Annotated in this window: 32 protein-coding genes; 15 read left to right on the top strand and 17 right to left on the bottom strand. The window is 71.1% G+C overall.

The features are described from left to right. The first annotated feature begins 376 nt into the window (after positions 1-376). The 3 genes from ACQUQF_RS14105 (at position 377) to ACQUQF_RS14095 (ending at position 2,481) form a co-directional block, all read left to right on the top strand. On the top strand, positions 377-775 hold the full coding sequence (locus ACQUQF_RS14105) for a nascent polypeptide-associated complex protein (protein WP_435179737.1): 399 nt from the start codon (positions 377-379) through the stop codon (positions 773-775). After that, positions 772-1,533, top strand: coding sequence for a methyltransferase domain-containing protein (locus tag ACQUQF_RS14100; RefSeq protein ID WP_435179736.1), 762 nt, complete (start codon positions 772-774; stop codon positions 1,531-1,533). Before ACQUQF_RS14105 ends, ACQUQF_RS14100 begins: the two co-directional genes overlap by 4 nt. Before the next feature lie 111 nt (positions 1,534-1,644). Further along, complete coding sequence (locus ACQUQF_RS14095) at positions 1,645-2,481, top strand: formyltransferase family protein (RefSeq protein WP_435179735.1); 837 nt, start codon at positions 1,645-1,647, stop codon at positions 2,479-2,481. Positions 2,482-2,618: 137 nt separating this feature from the next. On the opposite strand, the gene ACQUQF_RS14090 is transcribed toward ACQUQF_RS14095, so the two are convergent. Further along, on the bottom strand, positions 2,619-2,933 hold the full coding sequence (locus tag ACQUQF_RS14090) for a transcription factor S (protein ID WP_435179734.1): 315 nt from the start codon (positions 2,931-2,933) through the stop codon (positions 2,619-2,621). A 42-nt stretch (positions 2,934-2,975) separates the two neighbouring features. Continuing rightward, positions 2,976-3,233, bottom strand: coding sequence for a hypothetical protein (locus ACQUQF_RS14085; RefSeq protein WP_435179733.1), 258 nt, complete (start codon positions 3,231-3,233; stop codon positions 2,976-2,978). Between the two features lie 168 nt (positions 3,234-3,401). Between ACQUQF_RS14085 and ACQUQF_RS14080 the strand changes: the two genes are divergently transcribed. Continuing rightward, a complete protein-coding gene (locus ACQUQF_RS14080) occupies positions 3,402-4,670 on the top strand; it encodes an NAD(P)/FAD-dependent oxidoreductase (RefSeq protein ID WP_435179732.1) in 1,269 nt (422 codons plus the stop codon). Positions 4,671-5,018: 348 nt separating this feature from the next. Here the strand turns inward: ACQUQF_RS14080 and ACQUQF_RS14075 are convergent, their stop codons facing one another. The 3 genes from ACQUQF_RS14075 to ACQUQF_RS14065 all read right to left on the bottom strand — a co-directional run bounded on the left by ACQUQF_RS14075 (position 5,019) and on the right by ACQUQF_RS14065 (position 7,248). Then, complete coding sequence (locus tag ACQUQF_RS14075) at positions 5,019-5,735, bottom strand: metallophosphoesterase (protein WP_435179731.1); 717 nt, start codon at positions 5,733-5,735, stop codon at positions 5,019-5,021. Between the two features lie 195 nt (positions 5,736-5,930). After that, entirely contained in the window at positions 5,931-6,620 is a 690-nt protein-coding gene (locus ACQUQF_RS14070; RefSeq protein WP_435179730.1) for a hypothetical protein, read from the bottom strand. Positions 6,621-6,822: 202 nt separating this feature from the next. Next, positions 6,823-7,248 (bottom strand): PIN domain-containing protein, encoded by a 426-nt coding sequence (locus tag ACQUQF_RS14065; protein WP_435179729.1) that lies wholly within the window; start codon positions 7,246-7,248, stop codon positions 6,823-6,825. A 130-nt stretch (positions 7,249-7,378) separates the two neighbouring features. On the opposite strand from ACQUQF_RS14065, the gene ACQUQF_RS14060 reads away from it, so the two are divergent. The 4 genes from ACQUQF_RS14060 (at position 7,379) to ACQUQF_RS14045 (ending at position 9,845) form a co-directional block, all read left to right on the top strand. Beyond that, entirely contained in the window at positions 7,379-8,164 is a 786-nt protein-coding gene (locus ACQUQF_RS14060; protein WP_435179728.1) for a winged helix-turn-helix transcriptional regulator, read from the top strand. A gap of 379 nt (positions 8,165-8,543) precedes the next feature. Continuing rightward, the gene (locus ACQUQF_RS14055) at positions 8,544-9,227 is read left to right on the top strand and encodes a helix-turn-helix domain-containing protein (RefSeq protein ID WP_435179727.1); all 684 of its coding nucleotides are present in this window, start codon (positions 8,544-8,546) and stop codon (positions 9,225-9,227) included. A 98-nt stretch (positions 9,228-9,325) separates the two neighbouring features. After that, positions 9,326-9,670 (top strand): DUF7344 domain-containing protein, encoded by a 345-nt coding sequence (locus ACQUQF_RS14050; protein WP_435179726.1) that lies wholly within the window; start codon positions 9,326-9,328, stop codon positions 9,668-9,670. After that, on the top strand, positions 9,657-9,845 hold the full coding sequence (locus tag ACQUQF_RS14045) for a hypothetical protein (RefSeq protein WP_435179725.1): 189 nt from the start codon (positions 9,657-9,659) through the stop codon (positions 9,843-9,845). Before ACQUQF_RS14050 ends, ACQUQF_RS14045 begins: the two co-directional genes overlap by 14 nt. A gap of 134 nt (positions 9,846-9,979) precedes the next feature. Here ACQUQF_RS14045 and ACQUQF_RS14040 read toward each other — a convergent pair whose 3' ends face one another. Further along, positions 9,980-10,549 (bottom strand): J domain-containing protein, encoded by a 570-nt coding sequence (locus ACQUQF_RS14040; RefSeq protein ID WP_435179724.1) that lies wholly within the window; start codon positions 10,547-10,549, stop codon positions 9,980-9,982. Between the two features lie 135 nt (positions 10,550-10,684). Between ACQUQF_RS14040 and ACQUQF_RS14035 the strand changes: the two genes are divergently transcribed. Next, positions 10,685-11,221 carry a DUF7344 domain-containing protein gene (locus ACQUQF_RS14035; RefSeq protein ID WP_435179723.1) on the top strand — a complete coding sequence of 179 codons (537 nt, stop codon included), beginning with the start codon at positions 10,685-10,687 and terminating at the stop codon, positions 11,219-11,221. Positions 11,222-11,260: 39 nt separating this feature from the next. On the opposite strand, the gene ACQUQF_RS14030 is transcribed toward ACQUQF_RS14035, so the two are convergent. From ACQUQF_RS14030 to ACQUQF_RS14010, 5 genes are read right to left on the bottom strand one after another with little or no spacing between them, the layout of a single operon-like run. After that, positions 11,261-12,019 carry a proteasome assembly chaperone family protein gene (locus ACQUQF_RS14030; protein ID WP_435179722.1) on the bottom strand — a complete coding sequence of 253 codons (759 nt, stop codon included), beginning with the start codon at positions 12,017-12,019 and terminating at the stop codon, positions 11,261-11,263. A 5-nt stretch (positions 12,020-12,024) separates the two neighbouring features. After that, positions 12,025-12,207, bottom strand: a complete 183-nt coding sequence (locus ACQUQF_RS14025) for an RNA-protein complex protein Nop10 (protein WP_435179721.1) — start codon at positions 12,205-12,207, stop codon at positions 12,025-12,027. 12 nt (positions 12,208-12,219) lie between these two features. Continuing rightward, positions 12,220-13,023 (bottom strand): translation initiation factor IF-2 subunit alpha, encoded by an 804-nt coding sequence (locus ACQUQF_RS14020; RefSeq protein WP_435179720.1) that lies wholly within the window; start codon positions 13,021-13,023, stop codon positions 12,220-12,222. After that, positions 13,020-13,238: a 30S ribosomal protein S27e gene (locus tag ACQUQF_RS14015; protein ID WP_435179719.1), complete on the bottom strand. Its 219-nt coding sequence runs from the start codon at positions 13,236-13,238 to the stop codon at positions 13,020-13,022. The genes ACQUQF_RS14020 and ACQUQF_RS14015 overlap by 4 nt, the downstream gene beginning before the upstream one ends. 4 nt (positions 13,239-13,242) lie before the next feature. Further along, complete coding sequence (locus ACQUQF_RS14010) at positions 13,243-13,524, bottom strand: 50S ribosomal protein L44e (protein WP_435179718.1); 282 nt, start codon at positions 13,522-13,524, stop codon at positions 13,243-13,245. Positions 13,525-13,938: 414 nt separating this feature from the next. On the opposite strand from ACQUQF_RS14010, the gene ACQUQF_RS14005 reads away from it, so the two are divergent. The 3 genes from ACQUQF_RS14005 (at position 13,939) to ACQUQF_RS13995 (ending at position 15,088) form a co-directional block, all read left to right on the top strand. After that, positions 13,939-14,316 carry a hypothetical protein gene (locus tag ACQUQF_RS14005; RefSeq protein WP_435179717.1) on the top strand — a complete coding sequence of 126 codons (378 nt, stop codon included), beginning with the start codon at positions 13,939-13,941 and terminating at the stop codon, positions 14,314-14,316. Continuing rightward, entirely contained in the window at positions 14,313-14,711 is a 399-nt protein-coding gene (locus tag ACQUQF_RS14000) for a hypothetical protein (RefSeq protein WP_435179716.1), read from the top strand. The genes ACQUQF_RS14005 and ACQUQF_RS14000 overlap by 4 nt, the downstream gene beginning before the upstream one ends. A gap of 107 nt (positions 14,712-14,818) precedes the next feature. Then, positions 14,819-15,088 (top strand): HAH_0734 family protein, encoded by a 270-nt coding sequence (locus tag ACQUQF_RS13995; RefSeq protein WP_435179715.1) that lies wholly within the window; start codon positions 14,819-14,821, stop codon positions 15,086-15,088. Positions 15,089-15,145: 57 nt separating this feature from the next. Here ACQUQF_RS13995 and ACQUQF_RS13990 read toward each other — a convergent pair whose 3' ends face one another. Beyond that, the gene (locus ACQUQF_RS13990; protein ID WP_435179714.1) at positions 15,146-15,904 is read right to left on the bottom strand and encodes an NAD-dependent epimerase/dehydratase family protein; all 759 of its coding nucleotides are present in this window, start codon (positions 15,902-15,904) and stop codon (positions 15,146-15,148) included. Positions 15,905-15,985: 81 nt separating this feature from the next. Then, entirely contained in the window at positions 15,986-17,281 is a 1,296-nt protein-coding gene (locus tag ACQUQF_RS13985) for an MFS transporter (RefSeq protein WP_435179713.1), read from the bottom strand. Positions 17,282-17,482: 201 nt separating this feature from the next. On the opposite strand from ACQUQF_RS13985, the gene ACQUQF_RS13980 reads away from it, so the two are divergent. Further along, positions 17,483-17,953: a GNAT family N-acetyltransferase gene (locus ACQUQF_RS13980; RefSeq protein ID WP_435179712.1), complete on the top strand. Its 471-nt coding sequence runs from the start codon at positions 17,483-17,485 to the stop codon at positions 17,951-17,953. 78 nt (positions 17,954-18,031) lie between these two features. Here the strand turns inward: ACQUQF_RS13980 and ACQUQF_RS13975 are convergent, their stop codons facing one another. Continuing rightward, the gene (locus tag ACQUQF_RS13975; protein WP_435179711.1) at positions 18,032-18,454 is read right to left on the bottom strand and encodes a hypothetical protein; all 423 of its coding nucleotides are present in this window, start codon (positions 18,452-18,454) and stop codon (positions 18,032-18,034) included. 195 nt (positions 18,455-18,649) lie between these two features. Here ACQUQF_RS13975 and ACQUQF_RS13970 point away from each other — a divergent pair, with 195 nt between their 5' ends. Further along, entirely contained in the window at positions 18,650-19,579 is a 930-nt protein-coding gene (locus tag ACQUQF_RS13970; RefSeq protein ID WP_435179710.1) for a DUF7139 domain-containing protein, read from the top strand. A 26-nt stretch (positions 19,580-19,605) separates the two neighbouring features. Here the strand turns inward: ACQUQF_RS13970 and ACQUQF_RS13965 are convergent, their stop codons facing one another. Continuing rightward, entirely contained in the window at positions 19,606-20,403 is a 798-nt protein-coding gene (locus tag ACQUQF_RS13965) for an SAM-dependent methyltransferase (RefSeq protein ID WP_435179709.1), read from the bottom strand. A 124-nt stretch (positions 20,404-20,527) separates the two neighbouring features. Here ACQUQF_RS13965 and ACQUQF_RS13960 point away from each other — a divergent pair, with 124 nt between their 5' ends. Continuing rightward, positions 20,528-20,674 (top strand): hypothetical protein, encoded by a 147-nt coding sequence (locus ACQUQF_RS13960; RefSeq protein ID WP_435179708.1) that lies wholly within the window; start codon positions 20,528-20,530, stop codon positions 20,672-20,674. 12 nt (positions 20,675-20,686) lie between these two features. Here ACQUQF_RS13960 and ACQUQF_RS13955 read toward each other — a convergent pair whose 3' ends face one another. Beyond that, positions 20,687-21,196, bottom strand: a complete 510-nt coding sequence (locus tag ACQUQF_RS13955; RefSeq protein WP_435179707.1) for a Mut7-C RNAse domain-containing protein — start codon at positions 21,194-21,196, stop codon at positions 20,687-20,689. 1 nt (position 21,197) lies between these two features. Next, a complete protein-coding gene (locus ACQUQF_RS13950; RefSeq protein WP_435179706.1) occupies positions 21,198-22,985 on the bottom strand; it encodes a helix-hairpin-helix domain-containing protein in 1,788 nt (595 codons plus the stop codon). Between the last annotated feature and the right edge of the window lie 14 nt (positions 22,986-22,999).

Genomic DNA, 22,999 nt, shown 5'->3' with positions numbered 1-22,999 from the left:
ACCCGGGCGTCGTTGACGAGCACCGCCGAGAGCGTCGCGGTCTCGCCGGGCGCGACCCGGCCGTCGATCAGGACCAGCTGGAAGTCCGGCCGGCCGACGACCGTCCCGTCCTGGGCGGCCGCGGGCGGGACCGCCGGCCCGGCGAGCGACGCCACGGCTCCCGCGAGCGCGAGGCAGGCCACCAGCGCCAGTCCGGCCCGTCGACGCGACACACAGGACCATTCCACGGCCGCGGCAAGAAATCTATCGCCGCCGACGACGAGCGCCGCCGAAGTCGCGCGGCGTCCGCGAGAGGTCGGTTCGCCGGCGTCCACCGACGACCGAGCGCCGGCGCCGGTCCGCCAACCTTATTTCTTCACGCTCCGACGGCTTGAGTATGTTCGGAGGAGGCGGCGGGGGACTCGATCCCCGCAAGATGAAGCAGATGATGAAGCAGATGGGCATCGACGTCGACGAGCTTGACGCCGAGCAGGTCGTCATCACCAAGAGCGACGGCGAACAGCTCGTGTTCGACGACCCCGACATCACCGTGATGGACGCCCGGGGCCAGGAGACCTACCAGGTCGTCGGCGAGCCCGAGAGCCGCGAGGGCGACGCGGGCGGCGCCAGCGCCGTCGAAGCGGGCGACGAAGACGAGAGCGGCGGGTCGGCGGGCATCCCCGACGGCGACGTCGAGATCGTGGCCCAGCGGACCGGCGCGAGCGAGGACGACGCCCGCGAGGCGCTCGAGGCGACCGACGGCGACCTCGCGGCCGCGGTCGAGCGCCTAGAGTGACGGTCCTGCTGGTCCACGGCGACCGGGAGTACCTGCGCGAACCCGGCGAGGAGCTCCAGACCGACCTCGGCGTCCTGGAGGTGCCCGAGGACGTCGAGCCCGGCCGGACCCTCGAAACGCACCTCGGCGAGCCGTTCGAGGTCCGCGCGCTCCGCGGCCCGGACCTGTTCAACCACCTTGAGCGCACCGGCGCGCCGATGATGCCCCGCGACGTCGGGCTCATCGTGGGCCACACCGGCGTCGCCCGCGGCGACCGGGTGCTCGACGCCGGGACCGGCACCGGCGTGCTCTCGGCCTACCTCGGCCGACTGGGCGCCGACGTGACGACCTACGAGCGCGACCCCGACTTCGCCGAGGTCGCCCGCGAGAACATGGACCTGGCCGACGTCGCCGACCGCGTCGAGGTGCGTGTCGGCGACGTGACCGAGGCGCTGTCGGAGGGACGCGAGACCGACGAGACGGGCGACGAGGACGCCGATATCGGGCGGTTCGACGTGGTCACCCTCGACACCGAGGACGCGCCCGAGGTCGTCGCCGACGCGCCCGACCTGCTCGTCCGGGGCGGGTTCGTCGCGGTCTACTCGCCGTTCGTCGAGCACACCCGCGACGTCGTGGAGTCGGCCCGCGAGGCAGGCCTCGCCGACGTCGAGACCCTCGAGACGATCCAGCGCCGGATGGACTTCGACGACCGCGGCTCCCGCCCCTCGACCGCGGGCGTCGGCCACACCGGCTACCTGACGTTCGCGCGCCGGCCGTAGCCCGCCGGCCGCGAGCTCAATCGCCGCCTGTTCTCCCGTAAGCGTCTCGTCACCGCCGGAAGCCGGTCCATAACAAAGCCGACACCGGCCGTCGTCGGCGGGGACGACCCCATGTCAGAGACGCTGTCAGTCGCACTTCTCGTTCGCGGTCCCGACGTGCCGGCGTGGCAGGCCCGCGCGGTCGAGACGATGCTCGCCCGGACCGACGCGGAGGTGACCCACGTCGTCGAGTCCACCGAGCCGACGGGCGGCAAGAGAGGCGGGCTGCGCCACTACCTCGACCGCGTCCGGGAGTACCCCCTCTGGACGCCGGTCGGCGCGGCGGTCCGGCTCGGCGCCCCGCCGGCCCACGAGCGCCCGCGCGAGGTCGCCGCCATCGACGGCATCGGCGACCCCGAGACGCTCGCGGTCGCCCCCGAACCCGCCCCGGACTTCGGCAACGTTCTCCCCGACCGCGCGGTCGAGGCCGTCGGCGAGGCCGACGTCGCGATCCGCTTCGGGTTCGGCGTCCTGAAGGGCGACGTCCTCGACGCGCCGACCCACGGCGTCCTGAGCTTCCACCACGGCGACCTCCGGGAGTACCGCGGGATGCCCTCGGGGTTCTGGGAGTACCTCGACGGCGAGGACGCCGCGGGCGTGACCCTCCAGCGGCTCTCCGAGACGCTCGACGGCGGGGAGATCGCCGCCTACGAACCGGTCGACATCGCCGACGCCCCGACGTGGGCGGCGGTGCGCCGACGGCTGTTCTCGGTCTCCGACGACGTGCTCGTGAAGGGCGTCCGGAACGTCTCGGACGGCGTCGACCCGCGGGCGCCCGACGAACTCGGCGACCTCCACTCGCTGCCCCGGGGCCGCGACGTGCTGAAGTACGTCCTCAAGGAGGCGAAGGGGCGCTTCGGGCGGGTCGTGGGGCGACCGAGAGGCTCCGCGGCTCCGTCGCGCAGGTAGTCGACCTAGCTCTTCTACCGCGATCAAGAGCGGTAGCCCGAGCGAGCGGTCTTCTTGGAGATTTTTTCGAGGACTGGTCCCCGCAGTACCGCACTAAGTGAGGCACGAGGAGACCCGACGACGAAAAAAGGCGGTCTCTAGTTGTCGTCTTCCCGCCACTTGTGCTCGCACTCGGTGCAGATGAAGAAGCGGGTCTCGCTCTCGTCGGCCGCCCGGATCTGCTGCATGTACCACCGCGCGCGGTCGTTGCCGCACTCCGGGCACTGGGCCTCCGTGGTCGGCAGCGCGCTGTTTTCCTCGTCGCCGGTCTCGATGACCTCGCTGGCCTCCTGGCCCTCGGTGACCACGTAGTTGGCGTCCGGGTCCTTGGGCGTCTTGTGGCCGCAGCTGCCGCAGACCCAGAGCTCGTCCTCGGCTTTCATCATCGAACCGCACTCGTCACAGAACTCCATCCTTGCCGGTCGTAGCCGACCCGGTAAGTTAAGCGGCGTGATTCACCCCTCGCCCTCCGACTGGTAGGGCTCGCCCACCGCCTCGCGCGGCAGGGTGTTGTTGATGCTGGACTGGAGCTCGTCGACCGAATCGAACTCCTCGTCGCCGGTCTCCGAGATCAGTTCCCCCAGGTTCCGCTCCCCGTCGGCGAGCAGCAGCGTCACGTCCTCGAACTCCCCCGCGGCGGTCTCGCGGTCGACCGGATACGAGAGCTCGCCGAGCACCTTTTCGACGCGGCTGAGCTTGACCTCCCGTGCCATGGCCTCCGATACGACGCGTCGCTCCTTAGGTGTTGTCGGCGCGGGCAGTGGCGGGCCGAGGCTACGGCCGGGCCCCGACCCACAGGGCGCTCTCGTCCCGGGCGGTCGGCCGGCCGACGCTCCCGCCGAGACAGCAGTAATTTGTGGCGCGCGGCCGAATCGCGGGGTATGACCGAAGTCGTCGTCGCGGGCGGCGGACCGGCCGGACTGGTCGCGGCGCGCCGCCTCGCCGAGGCGGGCGCGGACGTCCGACTCTACGAACGCCACCACGACCCCGGCGGCCGGGTCCGGTCGCTCCGGCGGGACGGGTACGTCTTCGACCGCGGGTTCCAGGTGCTGTTCACCGCCTACCCGGCGGCGCGGCGGGAGCTCGATTACGACGCGCTCGACCTCCGGTACTTCAAGCCGGGCGCGGTCGTGGCCCGGGAGGGCGAGCGGGCGACGCTGGCCGACCCCTTCCGGGACCTCGACGCCGCGCTGGAGACGCTGCTGAACCGGGAGGTGACCGTCCGGGACAAGCTCCGGGTGCTGGAGCTCCGCCGGGAGCTCGCCGACAAGCCCGACCGCGAGATATTCGCCGGTCCCGACGAGTCGACCCGGGAGTACCTCCGCGAGCGGGAGTTCTCCGACCGGTTCGTCGAGAACTTCGCCGCGCCGTTCTTCGGCGGGATCACGCTCGACCGGAGCCTCGGCACCTCCAAGCGGGCCTTCGAGTTCGCGTTCAAGATGCTGACGGTCGGCCGCATCGCGGTGCCGGCCCGCGGGATGGCCGCGGTGACCGAGCAGCTGGCCGAGTCGGCGCGGGAGGCCGGCGTCGAGATCGTCGTGGACGAGACGGTGACCGACCTCGACCCGCACGCCGCCGACCCGGAGATCGAACTCGGTCGGGACGAGACGACCGCCGACGCGGTCGTGGTCGCGACCGACCCGAAGGAGGCCCGGGACCTGACCGGCGTCGAGTCGATCCCGACCGACGCCAAGGGCTGCGTGACCCAGTACTACGCCTTCGACGGTCCGGAACTCGACGCGGGCGCCCGGCTCCTGCTCAACGCCGAGGACGACGCGCCGAACCACGTGGCCCAGCTCTCGGCGGTCGCGCCCGAGTACGCCCCCGAGGGCCGGAACCTGCTGAGCGCGACCTTCCTCGGCGTGCCCGACGAGTCCGACGAGGCCCTCGCCGCGAAGACCGCCGGGGCCCTCGCGGCCTGGTACCCCGAGCGCCGGCTCGACCTCGACCGGCTCCACACCAGCCGGGTCGAGTTCGCGCAGTTCGCCCAGCCGCCGGGCGTCCACGACCGCCTGCCCGACCCCCGGGCGCCCGAGGGCCCGGTCTACCTCGCGGGCGAGTACACCGACGCCTCGTCGCTGAACGCGGCGATGCTGAGCGGCCAGACCGCAGCCAAGCGGGTCGCCGAGGACTTCGACCTGGAGGAGTGAGCGGTTTCGATCGGCAATTACTGTAGTTACGTCACCACCCCGCGGCGCGGTGGCGTCTGTGTGAGCGAAGCGAACGCAGGCTCGTGGGAGCTTCGCTCCCACGGCGCGACCGCCGTGTCGCGCTATCTCCGCGCGAGGTCTTCGGGAACGAAGTGACCGAAGGCTCGTCGGAGCTTGCCTCCGACGGTGGATGAGCAGCGCAGCGAACGAAGTGAGCGAGCAGCGCAAGCGGCCGGGGAGGCGTGAGGCTGTCGCGTTGCGAGGCGGTTGCGGTACACGTGTGACGGCAGTCGCTAGCTTCTTCTCCTCAACCGACTTTGCTCCACGACTGACTCCCGGAAATCCCCGTCAGAGCATCTTCCGAAACTCACCCAGCGGCGGGAACGACAGCGTCTCCCCGCGCTCGGCGTCCCAGACCACCGGCCGGAGCGCGTCGGCGTCGGTCACGAGCGGGGTCTGGAAGTCGCGGCCGCGCATCCCGTTGACGGTCGTCCCGGGGGCGAGCCGGTTGAACGCGGGCAGCACCAGCACGTCCGCGCCCCGGAACGTCCCCGGCCCGTACAGCAGGCAGGGGTGGCGCTTGCCCTCGATCTCGATGGCCGGGTGGTCGTGGCCGACGACGTAGCGGGTCGGCCTCCGTTCTTCCCCGGCGGACTCCCCCGCCGTCGGCTCCGCGTGGCCGTGGTGGACGACGGTGTCGCCGAGCCGGTACTCGTCGGGCGTCTCGACCCCGCGGTCGAGCACCGAGTCCAGCATCGGGTCGTGGTTCCCGCGCACCACCACCAGCGACGCCCCCGCCGCCTCGACCGCCTCGCGGAGTTCCGCGACGGTCTCGGCGACGCCGTCGGGCACCCGGTCGAAGGCGTGGAGCAGGTCGCCCGCGACCACGACCGTCGCGGGGTCGAACGCCGCCAGCAGGTCGGCGAGTCGGTCGGTCAGGTCGCGTCGCTCGCCGAGCGGGAGCTCGACCGCCGAGGCGGCGTCCCGGCCCGCGTGGATGTCGGCGACCACCAGCGCGTCCTCGCCGGGGAGGTACGCCGCCCGGTCGCGGAACTGGGCGTCCATCGGTGCTCGGTTGGACCGCGTCGGCCTTCCGGGTTGCGGTTACGGTCGGTTCCGCGAGGCGAGTCCGGCGATCCGCCACCGCCCGGTACACCGGCGCGGGCGGAGAAGGTCCGCGGCCGCCGACAGGTCGGAGTGCTCGACTGGATGCGCGGCGAGCGGAAAACGGTGAAACCGGCGGTTCAGGTCGACGGGCCGTCAGTTGCTGTTCTCGTCGTCGTCATCGTCGTCGTTGTCGTCGCCGAACACTACGTCACTGGGGTCGGAGTCGCCGCCGTTCGAGCTCTCGCCGTTGCCAGGACCCCCGCCGTTGCCCTGGGTCTGACCGTTGCCCTGGGTCTGACCCTGACCGTTACCTTGGCCCCCGCCGTTGCCTGCACCTCCACCGTTATCTCCACCCTCGCCGTTACCTGCGCCTTCACTGTTGCCTTGGCCCCCGCCGTTGCCTCGACTCTGACCGTTGCCCGTGTTCCCGTCGTCGACTCCACCGTTGATGTCCAGCGTCACGTTCAGCGGGCCGTCGGCGTCGGCGAACGCGATGGCGCCGGAGAACCGGTAGTCGTCGACCGGGTCGGGGTTGCCCTGGAGGGTTCCGCCCACCTCGCCCCGGACCACGTTGCCGTCGACGGTGTCGACGCCGAGTGTCCCGGCCTCCGGCCCCGGTTCGACCCTGCCGGACACCCGGAAGTGGTACGCCACTCGCTGGCCCTCGTTGCCGGGCTCGATGGTCACCCGGTGAGGGAGCCCGTCGGACTGCGAGGCGTCGGCCGCGGCGCCGACTCCCGTCGCTCCGACTCCCGCGAGCCCTGCGGCGGCAGTCCCCTTCAGCACCGATCGCCGGTCTAGCTGGTCCTCCTCCCCCGAACGTGCTCGAATTTTTTCGGTCATCTCGAGTCCTTCAACTCAATTACGCCGACATTCTTGAAGGTATTGGCAATCGGACTCCCCGTCGTGGGACCCGGCCGTGACGGTCCAAAGTCGCCCGTCTGGAGTCATCCGTTTACTACCGCCGCAGGACGAACAACTGACGTGTCGTCGCACGACCATCGGCTGCGCTGGTGAGCCAGACCCTCCCCATTCCGTTCTCGACTCACTCCCCGTCGGCGTACCGGTCGCGGAACGCCTCCCGGGACAGCACCTCGACGCCCGCGAACCCGTCGAGCGCCCGGAGGTGGTAGTCGTCCGAGACCACGACGTCGGCGGCCGCGGCGAGCGCGCACTCCAGGACCGCGTCGTCGTCATCGTCCGGCGCGGCGTCGACGCGGACTGCGGGCGCGATTAGGAGGGCGAAGTCGGCCACGCGCTCGACCGCCGCGGCGCGGCGCCGGGGCGAGCGGTCGGCCAGCGGCAGGTGGTCGTACCCGAGCACGGCGGCGAACTCCCGGAGGAGGTCGGGCGTGACCGCCGCCTCGACGGCGCCGGCCTCCGCGAGGCCGACGCAGACCGCGGGCTCCGCGGGGAAGGCGAGCTCCGCGACGAGGACGTTGGTGTCGAAGACGACGGTCGGGCGGGACACGCCGACGAGTCGGCGCTCGCGGGCGAAAAGCGTGCCGGACGGCCGGGCCGGAGGGCCGCGCGGCGCGGATCCGAACCCCGGCGTCCCGACCGCCGGAGATTTATAACCGTCGTGGCGAAACCCCCTACACATGGCCGACGTACTGGAGAACAAGCGCGCCGCGACCCGGTTCCGGATCCTCGCCGAGATCGCCGAGCACCAGCCCGCGGTGAGCCAGGGCGAGATCGCCGAGTCGGTCGGCGTGACCAGTCAGGCCGTCAGCGAGTACATCCGGGCGCTGGTCGAGGACGGCCTGGTCGAGAAGGAGGGCCGGTCGCGGTACACCGTCACCAAGGAGGGCGTCGACTGGCTGCTCCAGGCCGCGACCGACGTCCGCCGGTACGCCGACCACGTCACCGAGGACGTGCTCGGCAACGTCCAGGAGGACGCCGCGGTCGCCACCGACGACGTCGCGGAGGGCGACCCGGTGACCCTCTCGCTCCGGGACGGCCTGCTCCACGCGACCCCCGGCGAGGCCGGGCCGGCGACCGGCGTCGCCACCACGGACGCCGAGGCGGGCGCGGACGTGGGCGTCACCGGCTTCGAGGGTATCATCGACTTCGAGCCCGGCACGGTCACTATCGTCCAAGTGCCGCCGGTCCGGTCGGGCGGGTCGGGCGCGGTCGACGCCGAGTCGCTGGCCGACACCTGCGCGTCGGCCGACCTGGTGGCCGCGACCGGGGTCGAGGCCGTGGTGGCGCTCCGGCGCGCGGGCGCGGACCCGGCGACGACGTTCGCCGCGGGCGAGGTCGCGGCCGAGGCCGCCGGCCGGGGGCTGGACGCGGTCGTGGTCGCCACCGCCGACCTGGTGGGCCGGGTCACCGACGCGCTCCGGGACGCCGACGTGGCCTACGAGGTCTCGCAGCTCGGCGCGTGACAGTCGCTCGGAGCACGGTCGTTCCGGGCCGTCCGGGAGTCCCGCGGTCGGACGCCTCTCGCACCGTCCCGGCGGCGTCACCCAGTCGTCACCAGATGTATCCGTCTCCCGCCCGTGTGTTCACGGACGGACGAGTTCACCTGAGTGCCCGACTCGCGCCCCGATCATGAAGGGGCCGATGGAGTCCGGAGCGTACGTGACCGACACACCCTTGTTCCCATTCGCGTGGCTGTCACGCGGGACACCTCACAGAGAACGCTGTTCCGCAACACCAGCCACTGACAATGCATTCCACTACCGACGTTTCGGACGGACGGTCGCAGTATCATAATAGCTCGCCGGTATCAGCCGCCCCGCACGGCCCGCGCGGGGGAAGCTGATGGCTATAATTGTCGAGTTCACGCTCGACTCCGAGTCGTTCCCGTTCGGACGTGCCACGAGCGGTGACCCCGACGTCCGGGCGCAACTCGAACGCGTCATCCCGCTCAGGGAGGGCCGCATCCCGTTCATCTGGGCGGCGAGCGCGGAGAGGGAGTTCGACGAGTTCGAACGCCACCTCCGGAACAGCGACATCGTCAAGGACGTCGAAGCGCTCACCCGCATCGGCGACAGCGTCCTCTACTACACCGAGTGGTACACCGACAGGGAGACCTTCCTGAACGGGCTCGGCGAGGCCGGCGGGACGATCATGGAGGCCCACGGCGACTCGACGTGGTCGTTCACCGTGCGCTTCCGCGACCACACCCAGCTCACGCGGTTCCACCAGTTCTACCAGGACGAGGGGTTCCCGGTGTACATCGAGCGGGTCACGACGCTCGACGACGAACCCGGCACCGAGTACGGCTTCGGGCTGACGCCGGCCCAGCGCGACACCCTGATCATGGCCGTCGAGGAGGGCTACTTCGACATCCCGCGCCGAACCAGTCTCGAGGAGCTCGCCGAGGAGGTCGGGATCTCCTCGCAGGCGGTGTCCGAACGCATCCGGCGGGGCACCGAGACGGTGCTCCGCAAGGCACTCGTCGGGCTGGTCGCCGCCGACTTCGAATCGCCCGACGACGAGTGACCTCCCTATAAAAGAGCCTGAGACGACAGGCCGGGGCGAACCGCAGTTGCCGAGTCAAGCCGAGCCTCCAACGCCGTGAGCGAGAATCGTTTGAATAGATGACTGATCCGAGTGCCAAGTTGCCGGAGGCAGTCGACGAGTCACTGGACGTTCTCGCACACGAGCGGTGCCGCTTCGTCCTCTACTACTTCGCCCGTCACTCGACCGAGAGCGTAACGGTCGATGGCCTCACCGACTTCATCTGCGAGCGAGAGCAGCAGGACGGGGACGCGGCCCGGATTCGGACGCGCTTGCATCACGTGACGCTCCCCCGCCTGGCCGACGTCGAGGCCGTCGAGTACGACAGCCGGAGTAACACGGCGCGATACCGGGGGCGCCCGACGCCGGAGGCGTGGGTGAACAAACTCGCCGAACGAGGGGTGACTCCGGATGCCCCCGTGTGACGAAGACGGGGCCGACCGCGCGGAGACCGCCGCCGAGAGCGCGGCGCCGGCCGAGACCGAGACGCGGGAGCAGGCGAAGCAGCACCTCCGGGCGGCGCTGTCGGCCACAGAGCAGTCCGCCAAGCAGTATCACGTTCGCCAGGCGTTGCAGCTCCTCACTCTCGGACGGCGATAGCTCCGGACCGCGTCCTTTCCGAATCGAACGTTCCAGTTCGGACCGGACGACGAAGTACCGGAGAGCGACTCCGGGCCGGTATCGCGGACCCGGCCCGGAGTGCCGACGCCGTCCGTCCGGGTCGGCGAACGCGCTCAGCCGACCCTGTTCTTCGCCGCGGTGTACGCCTCCCGGACCTGCTGGAACTCCTCGCGGTCGCCGCCGTGGTCGGGGTGGACCTCCTTGACCTTCTCGCGGTAGGCCCGCTTGACCTCCGGCAGGGTCGCGCCCCGGGGCACGCCCAGGACGGCGAACGCCGCCTCGGTCGGGTCGACGCGGTCCTCGTCGTCGTCGAGGTCGGGGGTCTCGAACGGCAGGCGGTCGCCCAGGTGCATGCCGGGCATCTCGTGTTCGACCAGCACCGCGTAGGTGGGCGACCGCTCGATGCGGAAGTAGGCCCCGGCGTCGAAGGTGATGGCGACGTCGCGCTCGGGCAGGTAGAAGGCGACGTGCTGGCCCTCGACGAAGTGGTCCTCGGCGAACGTCTCGCCGATGTCGGTGAGGTACTGCCGGATCTCGACGCGGCGCCGGCCCTCGCCCGTGGTCCGGGTCGCCTCGGCGGGCGGGCTGGGGTAGAGCCGCTGGCCGGCGACGAAGATGACCCCGATGAGGACCCCGACCCCGAGCGAGAGCCAGACGCCGACCACCAGCCATTCGGGAAGCACGCCAGCCCGTACGCGCCATGCGATAAAGAATCCCTCGCCGACCGCCGTCCGACGTCCGGCTTGCTCCGAGGACAACATTAATGTTCGTCCCCTGAGACTGACAGAACAGCACGTCGCAGCGGTATCGGGCCTAACATGACGGTCAAAGAACACACGTCGGACCCCGACGACGAACTCGACCCGAGCGAGATCCACAACGTCCTGCGGAACGACCGCCGCCGGCACGTCATCAGGCACCTCCGAGACGCCGAGGAGCCCATCTCGGTCGACGCGCTGGCCGAGCACATCGCCTCGGTCGAGACCGACGAGTCGCCGCCGCCCCGCGACGTCCGCAAGAGCGTCTACGTCTCGCTCCACCAGACCCACCTCCCGAAGCTCGACGAGCTCGGCATCGTCGACTACGACCAGCGCGAGCAGCTGCTCGAACTCCGGGACCGGGCCGAGGAGGTCGAGGTGTACATGGAGGTCGTCTCCGAGGACGACATCTCGTGGGCGACGTTCTACCTCGGGGTGAGCTGTCTGGGCGCGCTCACGCTGCTTGCGGTCCAGTTCGACCTGCTGTTCGTCTCGGAGTTCGGCGTCGAGTTCTGGTCGTGGTACTTCCTGGCGTTCTTCGGCCTCTCGTCGGCGTACCACTTCTACTCCGAGCGCAAACACCGCGTGTTCGAGTAGCGGAACCGGAGGCGTCCGAGCGAGAAAGAGCGTCGGCGCTCAGCCGATGTACCGCAGGTTCTCGTCGCTGGGCATCCCGGACTGCTGGTTCTCCATCTCCTGGATCTTGTTGGCGACGTCCTCCATCTCGTCGGCCCGCTCCTCCAGCGACTCGTAGCCGACCTCGAAGCCCAGGATCTCCTCCAGCACCTCGAGGACGGCCCGGGCGCTCTTGGGGTCGACCAGGTAGCCGCTGGTCTCGCCCATCAGGCAGGTCGCCCGGAGGCCGCGGCGCTCGCCCAGGCCCAGCAGGAGGCCGCTGGTGCCGACGATGCCGCCGGCGGGCTCGTCCTCGCGGAACTCGACGCCGACCGCCTCGAGCTCGTCGACGAAGTCGGTGTCGGTGGCCGCGCCGACGACCGCGTACTCGTCCATGAGCTCGCCGGTCGGGACGCCGCCGAGCGCGTAGACGGTCTCGACGCCGAACGCCTCGGCCACGTCGAGGAAGGCGTCGGTCAGCCGGTAGTGGCCGGCGTTGTCGCCGGCCTGGTTGTCGCCGGTCAGCACCAGCAGGTCGCGGTCCTCGAGCTCGACCGCGTGGATCTCCGCACAGGCGAGCTCGGTCGTCCCGTCCTCGCCGACGGTGACCTGCGGCGGGAAGTGCTCGGAGTACACCCGCCGGACCACTTCGCTGTCCTTCTCCTCGAGGAGGTGTTCGGCCGCGAGCTTTCCGACGTGGCCGACGCCCGGCAGCCCCTCGACCAGCACGGGGTCCCGCAGGTCGGGGTCGGCGACCGCCTCGATGTCGAGTTCGTCCATGTGGCTTACTCGCGGGCGCGCTCCTTAAGTGCCCGTCGGTACTCGCCGTACGGGTCCTCGGGGTTGAACGGCGCCGGCGCGCTGTTGACCGCCTCCGCGCCGCACTCGGGACAGCTGTCAGAAAGGGTGTACACCGGGCGGGTGTGCTCGGACTCCCACGCGGAACAGACGAGAATGTCGGACTTCATCGGGCGAGCGGGCTACTGCTCTTCTTCGGTCTGGCGCTCGCGGTGGAACGACCCCGTGCCGCCGACCGACTCGATGGCCGACCGGGCGCGGGCCGCGCTCTCCTCGAGCTGGGACTCGGCGGTCTTGTAGTTGGGCGCCCGGACCCGGATGCGGTACTCGGGCGCGCCGACGTAGGTGACCTCGAGCTCGACCTCGTCGGGGATGTCGCCGTCGCCCTCGGCGGCCTGCAGGGCCTCCTTGATGTCGTCGACGCCGCCGGACGCCGCGCTCTCGAGGTCGACGTACCCCGTGACCGTGACGTACGGCACCGAGACGTTCTCGCGGGCGGTGTCGACGATGGCCTCGATCTCCTCGTCGGTGAGGTCGGTCGACTCGAGCGCCTCGGGGCCGTGGATGGCCGCCTGCTCGAAGCCGCCGTAGAGGCCGCCGAACTCCGCGAGCAGCTCGTTGGCGACGTGCGAGTACTTCTCGTCGTCCATCTCCTCGCCGAAGGCCAGCTCCATCCAGTTGTCGGCCTTCTGCTCGTTCTTCCACTCCTGGATCTTCTCGGAGCGCTGGTGGTCGTTGACGTCCTTCAGCGAGAGGTCGATCTGCTGGGCGCCCTCGTCGACGTCGAGCACCTTGCAGACGACCGTCTGGCCCTCGTTGACGTGGTCGCGGATGTTCTTGATCCACCCGCTGGCGACTTCGCTGACGTGGATGAGGCCCCGCTTACCCTCGTACTCCGAGAGGTCCACGAAGACGCCGAAGTCCTCGATCTCGTCGATCTTGCCGACGACCAGTTCGCCGGTCTCGGGCCAGCCGCTGTACTTCATTGCGCTCGTGCGGCGTCGTCGGACTCGGTCCGACTGCTCGCGGAGCGGCGCTCCACGGTGTCGGTCACTTCGCCTTCGATCTCGGCGTCGCCGCCGGTCGGCCGGGCGAGGGTCGCGCCGCAGACGGCGCAGGCGACCTCGGTCGCGGCCTTGCCGAAGACGATCTGTTCGTTGTCGCAGTCGGGGCACTGGACCGCGTAGAAGTTCCCTGCCATGGTATCAGTCCTCGAGCTCGAGTCGGCCGGCGCGCCATCCCTCGCGGAGGTGGGCCTTGCCGCAGTTGCTGCACCGGTACTTGAGGTCGGTCTTCTTGGTGGGCTTGTCGCCGCCGGGCACCTTGGAGAACCGACCGCGGTTCCCGATACCCTTCGAGCCCTCGCGCTGCTTGCGCTGGTCCCACTTCATGCCGGACGAGCGGCCGGTCCGGACCTTCTGGACCTCGACTTCCTGGTGGGACTGGCAGTGCGGGCAGTACGTATTGAACCGTCGTGGCATCTGCATAGATATCTACCTTGTCGTGGTGTAGGGCCACGGGGCTTAAAACCCGTTTGGTTCACAATCGCCGTCGGCGAGGCGAGCGCCCGCTCCGGAAGCGGGCGGCCCTCCCGCTCCCCCGTCGACCCGGGACCGTCCCCTATAGCGGTACCCGGTTAACAGATCACTTCGCGAACACCGCGGCCGGCCGCCAGTTTTACTTTCGCCACGGCTGGCGCGATTTTAATACCGATCCGGGCGAGGAATTTGGTACCGACCGCGGAGCGGCGGCCCGTGGTGGTGTGACGGACCCGCCGCCGCCCCGCGGCGTTCGGAGGAGACTATGCTACGGTGTCACCTACACGAACCCGGACGAGACGGAACGAGCGGTACGAGCGTGGGCGGCCGCCCGGCCCCGGCGCGCCGGCGGGGAGGTGGCCGATGACCGGCGTCGCCGGTCCGGCCAGTAGACTCGCGGGTCCCCCGGTCCGCGTCGAGGGGGTCGACGACCTCCGCGGCGACCCGGCGCTCGACCGGGCCGACGCCGACGCGCTCGCGAGCGCCCTCCCGGCCGGCCCCGAGAAGGTCGTCTTCCGGCTCCCGCGGGTGCTGGCCGAGCAGACGGCGCTCGAACCGGTCGCCGGCAGCGACCGGGTGTTCGTCGCCGAACCGGTCCCGGACCGCGCGGCCGACGGGGCGTTCTACGCCCGGCAGGACCGGCGCGGGTCCTGGATTCCGCGGGCCGAGGCGACCGCCTACGAGCTCGCCGAGGGGGCGACGCTGGACGCCCGCCGGGTCGGGTCCGCCGGGTCCGGATGACGGTCGAGCACCGCTTCGAGTGCCGGCACTGCGACCGGCGGATCCGCGCGACCGGCCCCGACAGCGCCGCGGCCCGCCGGCGCGCCCGCGAACGCGGCGCCGATCACGTCAACGAGGCCCACGCCGACCGGCTGGCGCGCTCGCGCCGGTGGCCCGACGCACTCGCGCCCGGCGACCTGCTCGAAGGCCGGGCGGCCTACGGCGGCCTCCGGGGGTGGCTCGCGCCCGCCGACGACCTGCTGGTCTGCGCCGACTGCGGCTACTACTTCGGTCGCGACGACCCCGGGCGCCGCCCGGTCGGCGACGCGGCCCTGGTCTGTGGCGTCTGCCGCGAGCGCCGGATCGCCGAGCGCGACGAGGCGGTGGCGCGAGCGATCGCGGACTTCCTGCGGTGACCGCCCGCGCGGGACCGCCGCGGTCTCCTCGCCGCCCGCGGCGGCCCCGAGACCCGCCGTCGGGCGGTCCCGAAGCGTTTAACCCCGCGCCTTCCGAATCGCCGCGCATGAAGCGACTCATCATCCACGGGGACCCCGGCATCCGGCGGAACGCCATCATCGAGTACGACGGCGGCGAGCGGGTCTGCTTCGCCATCAACCGGCAGGGTGACTGGCACGGTCCGGACGAGCCCCAGCTGTGGTGCGTCATCGGCACCGAGGACGAGCGCCAGGACTTCGAACGGCGCAACTACGTGCCCCACTGGCTCGACACCGAGTCCATCGACGCCGAGGACGTCGAGGTCCTGAAGCGCGCCGACGAGCTCGCGGTGTCGTAGACCGGCGCCGCGGTCGCCCCTTCTGTCGCTCCTCCCCGCTGGTCGCGGCGGACCCGGCTACTCCAGCACCTCCGCCGAGTTGTCCCGCGGCCGGTAGTCGAGCTTGCGCGTCGTCTCGGTCAGCGACAGGTAGCGGTCGTCGTTCCGGGAGACGGCGTGGGCTGTCACCGACGGCCCGGGCAGGTCGGCGTCCACGGCACTCTCGACGGCCTCCCGGCAGTCCCGCGGACTCAGCCACATCGCGCGGGCGAACCGGGCGCGCGACGGGTCGCCGTCCTGGGTCTCCCGCAGCTGGTCCTCGTCCATCAGCCACCCGATGCGGAGGTTGACGACCTCGATCCCGTGCCGGTCGGCGTAGAACTCACCCAGCGCCTCGGCGGCCACCTTGCTCACCCCGTAGTAGGAGTCCGGCCGGGTCGGGTCGTCGGGCCGGACCGCCCTGGCGTCCTCGCGCAGCGACTCGGGGTCGGCCGGGTCGTCGACGTTGTACATCTGGACGGCGTGGTTCGAGGAGGCGAACACCACCCGGTCGAGGTCGTTGCGCCGGGCGGCCTCGTAGGCGTTGTACGTGCCGCCGATGTTTGTCCCGAAGACGCCCTCCCAGTCGGCGTCGGGCGAGGGGTTGCCCGCGAGGTGGACCAGCGCGTCCTGGCCGTCGAGCGAGTCGGCGAACGCCTCGGCGTCGGTCACGTCGAGGGTCGGCCCCTCCAGCTCCTCGTGCTCGCGGTGGGTGATCGGCGTCACGTCGTGGCCGCAGAGCGCCAGCAGCGCCTGGCGACCGACGTTCCCCGCCGCGCCGGTGATTGCGACGTTCACGGCGGGGGTACGCCGACCGGCCGGAAATACGTGGTCGCCGAGCGTCCCGGGTCGGGCGGCGCTACCGTCGACACCGCCGGCTCAGTCGTCGGCCGGGGCGGCGACGTGCTCGGGCGCGGGCTCGACCGCGAACAGCCACGCGAACACGACCGACGACACCACGATGAACCCCGCGGCGGTCCAGAACGCGACGAACACCGAGGTGGCGTCCCAGATGGCGCCGACCATGACGGGACCGCCGACCTGACCGACCTTCCAGGCGATCGAGCGCAGCGAGAGGCTCGACCCCACCGCGTCGAAGTGCTCGCCCTCCTCGACGAACAGCGCCATGCTCGCGGGGAGCCGGAGGCTGTCGGCCACGCCCAGGACCGCGTAGGCCGCGAAGAGGACGAAGAACGCGCCGGGCAGCGCCATCTGCTCGCCGAGCGCCGCGAGCGTGACGCCGGGGACGTACTCCCTCGCGTACTCCGCCAGGGGGATGAGCGCGGTGCCCAGCGCGTAGGTGAGCGCCCCGGCGAGGACGAACCGGTGCTTGCGGCCGAACCGGTCGGTCAGGTCGCCGACCTTCCCCTGGGTGAGCGACTTGGTGAGCTTGCCGCCGGCCATGATGCCGCCGGTCAGGAACTCGTTGATGCCGAACCCGGTCTGGGCGTAGATGGGCAGGAAGATGATGACCGCCATCTTGCCCACGCTGAACGCGCCCCGGAAGAACACGAGCGCCCTGATGGCGCGCCGCTCCATCAGGTCCCGGAGCGTCTCGTACCCGGTGGCCTCCTCCGGGTCCGCCCGGCCGCCGGGGTTGTCCCGGAGGTAGAGGTACACCGAGACGAACGCCCCGATGGTGAAGAGGCTGAGCACCGCGTAGGTGAGGCCGAAGCCGTAGACGAACAGCAAGAGTCCGCCGACGAGGTCGCCGAACAGGCTGGAGAACGCCCCGACCTGGTTGTACGTGCCGATCCAGAGTCCGCGGGACTCGTCGGGACTGATCTCGCCGACCACGGTGGTGCCGGTCAGCCAGAGGATGCTCGCGCCGAGCCCCTGGACCACCCGGAGCAGGATGACGTGCTCGACCGCCGAGACGAACGCGAAGCCGACGAACACGGCGACGTTGAGCGCGAGCCCGACCAGCAGGAACTTCTTGGAGTTCTTCAGGTCGATGTACCGGCCGAGCGGCAGGACGATGAGCAGCTGGATCGCCGCGAACGCCGTGCCGAACAGCCCCTCGACGGTGCCGGAGGTGTCGAACATGTTCGCGTACACCCCCAGCGCGATGAGAATCGTGGAGTACGCCTGGCTCCGGGCGAACGCGGTGCTGGCCAGCGCCACGAACTCGCGGTTCCCGAAGAGGCGGAGCGACCCGCCGCTCGACTCGGCCACGTTACGAATCGAAATAGCAGTTCTGCCGCTAATAAATCCACGGCTCGCGGAACCAGATGCGAGACTATCACACACGTAAAATGGCGCGCTGCGCCCCCTCGGGGGAAGATTCGACCTCGGACCGCCGAAACTCCTGCTGCCGAGCGCCCGGAGTCCACCCCGGAGCAAACTCTATAGGGCCGGCGATTGCACGGACGGGCCATGACCGACCCGGAGGTCCGGCCCGCGACAGAGGACGACGCCGAGGCGCTGGCCGCGGCGTACCGCAGCGCCTACGCGGAGAACCGTCGCCTCGGCTTCCCGGCCGAGGCCGAGTCCGCGACGGCGAACGAAGTCGCCGAGTGGATCCTGGAGCACCGCGTCCTCGTCGCCGAGTTGGACGGCGAACTCGTCGGCGGGGTGCGGCTCGAAGCGACCGAGGCCGATCGGGTCAAACTCAGCCGGCTCGGCGTCCGCGCGGACCGGAAGGGCGAGGGCGTCGGGAGCGCCCTGCTCGACCGCGCGGAGGCGGCGGTCCGGGAGTGTGGGTACGGGACGGTCTGGCTCACGACGCCCGGGGACCACCCGTACCTGCCCGACCTGTACCGGCGCCGGGGCTACGAGGAGACGGGGACGTACCCCCTCGAATATCGGGAGTACGACGAGATCGTCATGGAGAAGCGGGTCCGGTAGCGCAGTCCGGACCGGTCGCTGCTCGGCGGTGTCGTCGAACGGGTCGCGAGAACCGGGTCGGTTCGCAGCGCCGCGGCCTCAGTCGAGGTCCTCGACGGCGTCGGCGATGCGCTGGAGCTGTCGGGTCGCGTCCCGGACCTCGTCGCGGAGCTGTCGGACCTCGCGGACGAGCTCCTCGTTGCCGGCCGACTCGCTCTCGCCGCGGCCGCCGCCCATGCCGGGACCGCCGCCCATGCCGCCGGGGCCGCCCCCGCCCATCATGCCGCCCATCATCTGGGCGAAGGGGTTGCCGCCGCCGCCCATGCCGCCGGGGCCGCCACCGCCCATCATCTCCTCCATCTTCTCGCGGCGGTCGCCCTCGTCGCCCTCGCCCTCCTCGGCGCGCTTCTCGCGGATCTCCTCGACGCGCTCGCGGAAGGACTTCTCCTCGCCCTCGCCGCCGTCGGCGCCCTCGGTCTCGCTCTCGTCGGCTGCGTTCTCGGTGGAGTCGTCGTCTGCCATGCCTCGGCGTTCGGGGCCCGCGTGGAAAAACGTGGTGTCTCGGCGCGGCGCCGACGCGGGTCGTCCGGCCGGCCGCGACGACCGGACGGCGGCGGGAGCACCGCCGCGGGCGACGTCTCGGACCGCCGACACACCGCGAAACAGCCGACGCGCGTCTGACGCAACGTTTACTTGTTCGCGTGCGATGACCCGTGCATGACAAGCCTCGCGGAGGCCTACGAGGAGAACGTCGGCGAGGTCGGCAACGTCCGACTCCTCTACCTCGGGGTCGGCCTGTTCGCCGCCGGGGCGCTGCTCGTCGTGCTCGGCATCGTCTTCGCCACGACGGGCCTCGAATCCGTCTTCGGGCTCGAGTGGTGGCAGGGCCGCAAGCTCGCGGGCGTCCTGGCGGGACTCGGCGTGCCGGCCGTGTTCGTCGGCATCTTCAGCGTCCTGCCGGCCAGCGAGCGCGTCCGGGCGGCGGCCGCCATCGGCGCGGGCCTCTCGGTGCTGGGCGTCGCGCTGTTCACCTACGCCTACCCCTACAAGTGGACCGGCGCGCCCGGCCCGGTCGACCACACGCTGCCGGTCGTCGCCGTCTACTTCGTCGGCGCGCTGGTCACCTTCGGGTGCCTGTTCGTCGCCGTGGTCAACTTCAAGACGCGCAACGACCCCGGCGGGACCGTCACGCTTGAGGTCGCCCACGAGGGCGAGGTCCGGACCGTCGAGGTCGAGAAGGACGAGCTCGACGACTTCGAGGACATCGACGGCCTGAACGCGTTCCAGACCGAGCTCGCCGCCTCGGCCGCCGGCGACCCGGACAACGACCCCGACCCGGTCCAGACCGGTCTCGGGGGCGTCGCCTTCGTCGGCGACACGCCCGACGGCGAGACGCCGACCCAGACCAACAAGCCGGGCCGCGGCGCCGCGACCAGCGACGGCGGGACCACGACCGACGACATCCGGTCGCCGCTGGACGACGCCGACGCGCCCGCCCGGCCGAACCGGACCACGGACGCCTACTGCGGCAACTGCAGGCACTTCCAGTACGTCCGGACCAACGAGGGGATGCAGCCCCACTGCGGCTTCTACGGCCGCCGGATGGACGACATGGACGCCTGCGAGGAGTGGGAGCCCAACAGCTAGACTACTTCTCCGCGGCCCCACCTCCGTCACTTCGCCGCGACCGCGACCAACCGCTCCGCGTTCTCGTCGTACGCCGACCCGTCGAGGTCGCCGTAGACGTCGACCGTCTCGAACCCGACCCCCGCCAGGAGCTGGGTGAGTTCGTAGGCGGAGTACAGCCGGTGAGAGACCGTGAACTCCCTCTCCTCCCCGTCCTCGATCACTATCCACCGGTTCTCCATCCGGTTCCAGTCGTCGGTGACCCTGTGCTCTTCGAGGACGTAGGCCCCGTCTCGCTCGTCCCACGTCCGCCGCTCGAACTTGCCCGCCAGGACCTCCTTGCTGGTGAGGCTCAGCAGGAGTCGCCCGCCGGGCTTCAGTGACTCGTAGAAGTTGCGGGCCGTCCGTTCGTCGTCGGCGCGGTCCTCGAAGTAGCCGAAGGAGGTGTAGGCGTTGACCACCGCGTCGAACGCCCTGGGCCGGCGGAACTCCCGCATGTCCCCCTGCAGGAACTCGACGTTCCGCCGGACGGCGCCGGTTTCGTGTCCGTCCCCGTCGCTCCCGCCGCCTTCGTCGGCTTCACGGGCGCGCTCGCGTGCGGTGTCGAGGTACGACTCGGTGCGGTCGACGCCGGTCACGCGAAACCCCCGACTCGCGAGTTCGACGGCGTGGCGCCCGACCCCGCAGGGGAGGTCGAGGACTCGCGCGTCCGGTTCGAGGTCGAGCAGCGCGAGCATCCGGTCGACCTGCTCGGGCGCCGCCGCGACCTTCTCGGGCGGGAACAGGTACTCCCTGAACGTCCCCCAGAACGCGGGGTCCTCGTGCCAGGTCGGTGAACTGTCCATGTCCGGGTTTGGCCGCCACCGGAGGTGTAGCCCACGGAACGACAGCCGGTCCTGTCGGAGCCGAGGTTCCCCGTCGAACGCGTTCGGGGCCGGATATTTCCGGCCTGCGGACCGACCGTCTGACATGGTCGAGATCGACGTCGACAGACTCGGCGCGCTCGGCGTCCTCGGCGTCGTCGGCGCGCTGACGAACGAACCGGCGCTGTTCGCCCTCTTCGCGCTGTTCGCGCTGTTCGACTCCGACCGGACGATACGGCTGCCGACGCCCTGACCGAGCCGCGGGTCAGCAGTCGGCGAGCGTCTCCGCGACCGACGCCCAGTGGCTCCCCTTCCAGAAGTGCTGTCCGCAGGCCGGACACCGCCAGACCCGCGTCTCCGCCGGGTCGGGCGCGTAGTCGGGCGTCTCGGCGGCCGGATCGACCGCGGCCAGTTCGGCGTTGCACGCCGAGCACCGCGCCGGCTCCGACAGGCCCAGCGCGAACCCCGCGTCGGTCAGCTCCCGGAGCTGGTCGGTCACGTCCCGGGATTCGAGCAGGAGGCCGTCGGCGCGCCGCGCGAGGTCCGCGTCCCTGGTGACCAGCAGTCGGTCCTCGGCGTCGGCGAGGTCGAGCAGCCGGTCGTCGGCCTCGATGCCCCGGTCGAGTGCGTAAGCCGCGTCGTAGCCGGCCATCCGGAGGTAGGTCGTCAGCTTGCCGAGCATCACGTCGAGCAGCAGGCGGGCGTCGGCCGGCGACCGACGCGCGTCGGCGGTGTCGGCCGCGTTCCGTCGATTCCCCGCGTCGTCGCCGGCCATCTCAGTGGAGGAACTCCCGGACGCCGTCGGCGTCGCGGGCGTTGAGCACGTCGTCGGCCTCGGCCCACCCGCGCCGGGCGGTGTGGACGCCGTACCGGACGTTGGCGTACTCCGCCGGCGAGTGGGCGTCGGTGTCGACGGCGATGGTCGCGCCCGCCTCGACGGCCTGCTTGACCGCGCTGCCCCAGAGGTCGAGCCGGTAGGGGCTGCTGTTGATCTCGAGGGCGGTGTCGTGGTCGGCCGCGGCGCGGGCCACCTCGTCGGCGTCGAACTCCATGCCGGGGCGCTGGTGGATCATCCGGCCGCTCGGGTGGCCGATGATATCGACGCTCGGGTGCTCGATGGCGGCGATCAGCCGGTCGGTCCCGTCGCCCTCCAGCGCGCTGTGGGGCGAGGCGACCACGCAGTCGAGGTCCGCGAGCAGGTCGTCGCCGACGCTGATCGAACCGTCCTCGGCGATGTTGGCCTCGACGCCCGCGAAGACTGTGACGGGGAGCCCGTCCGCGATGTCTCGAATCTCTGCGAGCTGCTCGCGCAGCTCCTCGTCGTCGAGGCCGACGCCGCCGACCATGCCCGGCCCGGTGGCGTGGTCGGAGACGCAGATGTAGTCGTGGCCGAACTCCGCGGCGGCCTCGGCCATCTGCTCGACGGTGTACTCGCCGTCGGACCACGCGGTGTGGAGGTGGAGGTCGCCCCGGACGTCGCCCTCCTCGACGAGGTCGGGCAGGTCGCCGTTCGCGGCCGCGGTGATCTCCCCGCGGTCCTCGCGCAGTTCCGGTTCGATGTAGGGCAGCCCCAGCGCCTCGTACATCCCTTCCTCGGTCTCGCCGGCGACGCGCTCGCCCACTCGCTGACTTCCGTCGGACGAGTCCGACGACGTTCGGGAACCGTCGGTTCCCTCACCGGCGTCGGGGTCCTCGACCTCCGACACGTCGAAGACGCCGTACTCGTTGATCTTGTAGTCGCGCTCGATGGCGTAGTTCCGGAGCCGGATGTTGTGCTGCTTGCTGCCGGTGAAGTACTGGAGCGCCGACCCGAACTCCGCGGGCGCCACGACCCGGAGGTCGACCCGCTGGCCGTCCGAGCGCACGCTGGCCTTGTCGGTGCCGGCCTCGATGACCTCGTCGGCCTCGCCCCAGTCGGTGAACGCGTCGATGACCGCCTGCCGGTCGTCGCTGGCGACCAGCACGTCGATGTCGCCGATGGTCGGCTTCCACCGCCGGAGCGAGCCGGCGAGCTCGCACCGGCCCGCCTCGGGGATCGCCTCGAAGAACGCGAGGGCGGCCTCGCCCACGGGTCGGGCCTCGCCCAGCAGCTCCCGGCCCTGGGACTGGCGGGCGAACTCGATGCCCTCCAGGATGTTCTGCTCGGTCTTCTCGCCGAACCCCGAGACCTCACGGATCTCGCCCGCGCGGGCGGCGGCCTCCAGGTCGTCGAGGTCCCGCACGCCGAGCGCCTCGTAGAGGTCGCCCACCGTCCTCGGGCCGACGCCCTCGACCGCGGTCAGCTCGGCCATCGCGACCGGCAGCTCCTCGCGTTTCGCCTCTAACTGCTCGAAGGTGCCGGTCTCGACCGCCTCCGCGACCTTCTCCGAGATGGACTCGCCGACGTCCTGGATCTCCTGGACGGCCTCGGGACCCTCGGCGGCGACGTCCTCGATGTCGGCGGGGGAGTCCCGGATGCTCTCGGCCGCGCGGCGGTACGTCCGGTGCTTGTAGTCGACGCCCTGGGCCTCCAGGATGTCGGCGTACTCTTCGAGCAGGCTCGCGATCTCGTCGTTTCGTCTCATGGTTCGGGTCTGGA

The organism is Halorussus sp. AFM4 (assembly GCF_051194995.1).
In the GTDB taxonomy this organism is placed as follows: Archaea; Halobacteriota; Halobacteria; order Halobacteriales; family Haladaptataceae; genus Halorussus.
This window is presented reverse-complemented; position numbering and strand designations above follow the sequence as displayed.

What these genes read in the sequence shown, in the direction of transcription:
- ACQUQF_RS14105 (WP_435179737.1), top strand. Translation starts at nt 377, where the DNA reads ATGTTCGGAGGAGGCGGCGGGGGACTCGATCCCCGCAAGATGAAGCAG.
- ACQUQF_RS14095 (WP_435179735.1), top strand. Translation starts at nt 1,645, where the DNA reads ATGTCAGAGACGCTGTCAGTCGCACTTCTCGTTCGCGGTCCCGACGTG.
- ACQUQF_RS14090 (WP_435179734.1), bottom strand. Translation starts at nt 2,933, where the DNA reads ATGGAGTTCTGTGACGAGTGCGGTTCGATGATGAAAGCCGAGGACGAG.
- ACQUQF_RS14085 (WP_435179733.1), bottom strand. Translation starts at nt 3,233, where the DNA reads ATGGCACGGGAGGTCAAGCTCAGCCGCGTCGAAAAGGTGCTCGGCGAG.
- ACQUQF_RS14080 (WP_435179732.1), top strand. Translation starts at nt 3,402, where the DNA reads ATGACCGAAGTCGTCGTCGCGGGCGGCGGACCGGCCGGACTGGTCGCG.
- ACQUQF_RS14075 (WP_435179731.1), bottom strand. Translation starts at nt 5,735, where the DNA reads ATGGACGCCCAGTTCCGCGACCGGGCGGCGTACCTCCCCGGCGAGGAC.
- ACQUQF_RS14070 (WP_435179730.1), bottom strand. Translation starts at nt 6,620, where the DNA reads ATGACCGAAAAAATTCGAGCACGTTCGGGGGAGGAGGACCAGCTAGAC.
- ACQUQF_RS14060 (WP_435179728.1), top strand. Translation starts at nt 7,379, where the DNA reads ATGGCCGACGTACTGGAGAACAAGCGCGCCGCGACCCGGTTCCGGATC.
- ACQUQF_RS14055 (WP_435179727.1), top strand. Translation starts at nt 8,544, where the DNA reads ATGGCTATAATTGTCGAGTTCACGCTCGACTCCGAGTCGTTCCCGTTC.
- ACQUQF_RS14050 (WP_435179726.1), top strand. Translation starts at nt 9,326, where the DNA reads ATGACTGATCCGAGTGCCAAGTTGCCGGAGGCAGTCGACGAGTCACTG.
- ACQUQF_RS14045 (WP_435179725.1), top strand. Translation starts at nt 9,657, where the DNA reads ATGCCCCCGTGTGACGAAGACGGGGCCGACCGCGCGGAGACCGCCGCC.
- ACQUQF_RS14035 (WP_435179723.1), top strand. Translation starts at nt 10,685, where the DNA reads ATGACGGTCAAAGAACACACGTCGGACCCCGACGACGAACTCGACCCG.
- ACQUQF_RS14030 (WP_435179722.1), bottom strand. Translation starts at nt 12,019, where the DNA reads ATGGACGAACTCGACATCGAGGCGGTCGCCGACCCCGACCTGCGGGAC.
- ACQUQF_RS14025 (WP_435179721.1), bottom strand. Translation starts at nt 12,207, where the DNA reads ATGAAGTCCGACATTCTCGTCTGTTCCGCGTGGGAGTCCGAGCACACC.
- ACQUQF_RS14020 (WP_435179720.1), bottom strand. Translation starts at nt 13,023, where the DNA reads ATGAAGTACAGCGGCTGGCCCGAGACCGGCGAACTGGTCGTCGGCAAG.
- ACQUQF_RS14015 (WP_435179719.1), bottom strand. Translation starts at nt 13,238, where the DNA reads ATGGCAGGGAACTTCTACGCGGTCCAGTGCCCCGACTGCGACAACGAA.
- ACQUQF_RS14010 (WP_435179718.1), bottom strand. Translation starts at nt 13,524, where the DNA reads ATGCAGATGCCACGACGGTTCAATACGTACTGCCCGCACTGCCAGTCC.
- ACQUQF_RS14005 (WP_435179717.1), top strand. Translation starts at nt 13,939, where the DNA reads ATGACCGGCGTCGCCGGTCCGGCCAGTAGACTCGCGGGTCCCCCGGTC.
- ACQUQF_RS14000 (WP_435179716.1), top strand. Translation starts at nt 14,313, where the DNA reads ATGACGGTCGAGCACCGCTTCGAGTGCCGGCACTGCGACCGGCGGATC.
- ACQUQF_RS13995 (WP_435179715.1), top strand. Translation starts at nt 14,819, where the DNA reads ATGAAGCGACTCATCATCCACGGGGACCCCGGCATCCGGCGGAACGCC.
- ACQUQF_RS13980 (WP_435179712.1), top strand. Translation starts at nt 17,483, where the DNA reads ATGACCGACCCGGAGGTCCGGCCCGCGACAGAGGACGACGCCGAGGCG.
- ACQUQF_RS13975 (WP_435179711.1), bottom strand. Translation starts at nt 18,454, where the DNA reads ATGGCAGACGACGACTCCACCGAGAACGCAGCCGACGAGAGCGAGACC.
- ACQUQF_RS13970 (WP_435179710.1), top strand. Translation starts at nt 18,650, where the DNA reads ATGACAAGCCTCGCGGAGGCCTACGAGGAGAACGTCGGCGAGGTCGGC.
- ACQUQF_RS13965 (WP_435179709.1), bottom strand. Translation starts at nt 20,403, where the DNA reads ATGGACAGTTCACCGACCTGGCACGAGGACCCCGCGTTCTGGGGGACG.
- ACQUQF_RS13960 (WP_435179708.1), top strand. Translation starts at nt 20,528, where the DNA reads ATGGTCGAGATCGACGTCGACAGACTCGGCGCGCTCGGCGTCCTCGGC.
- ACQUQF_RS13955 (WP_435179707.1), bottom strand. Translation starts at nt 21,196, where the DNA reads ATGGCCGGCGACGACGCGGGGAATCGACGGAACGCGGCCGACACCGCC.
- ACQUQF_RS13950 (WP_435179706.1), bottom strand. Translation starts at nt 22,985, where the DNA reads ATGAGACGAAACGACGAGATCGCGAGCCTGCTCGAAGAGTACGCCGAC.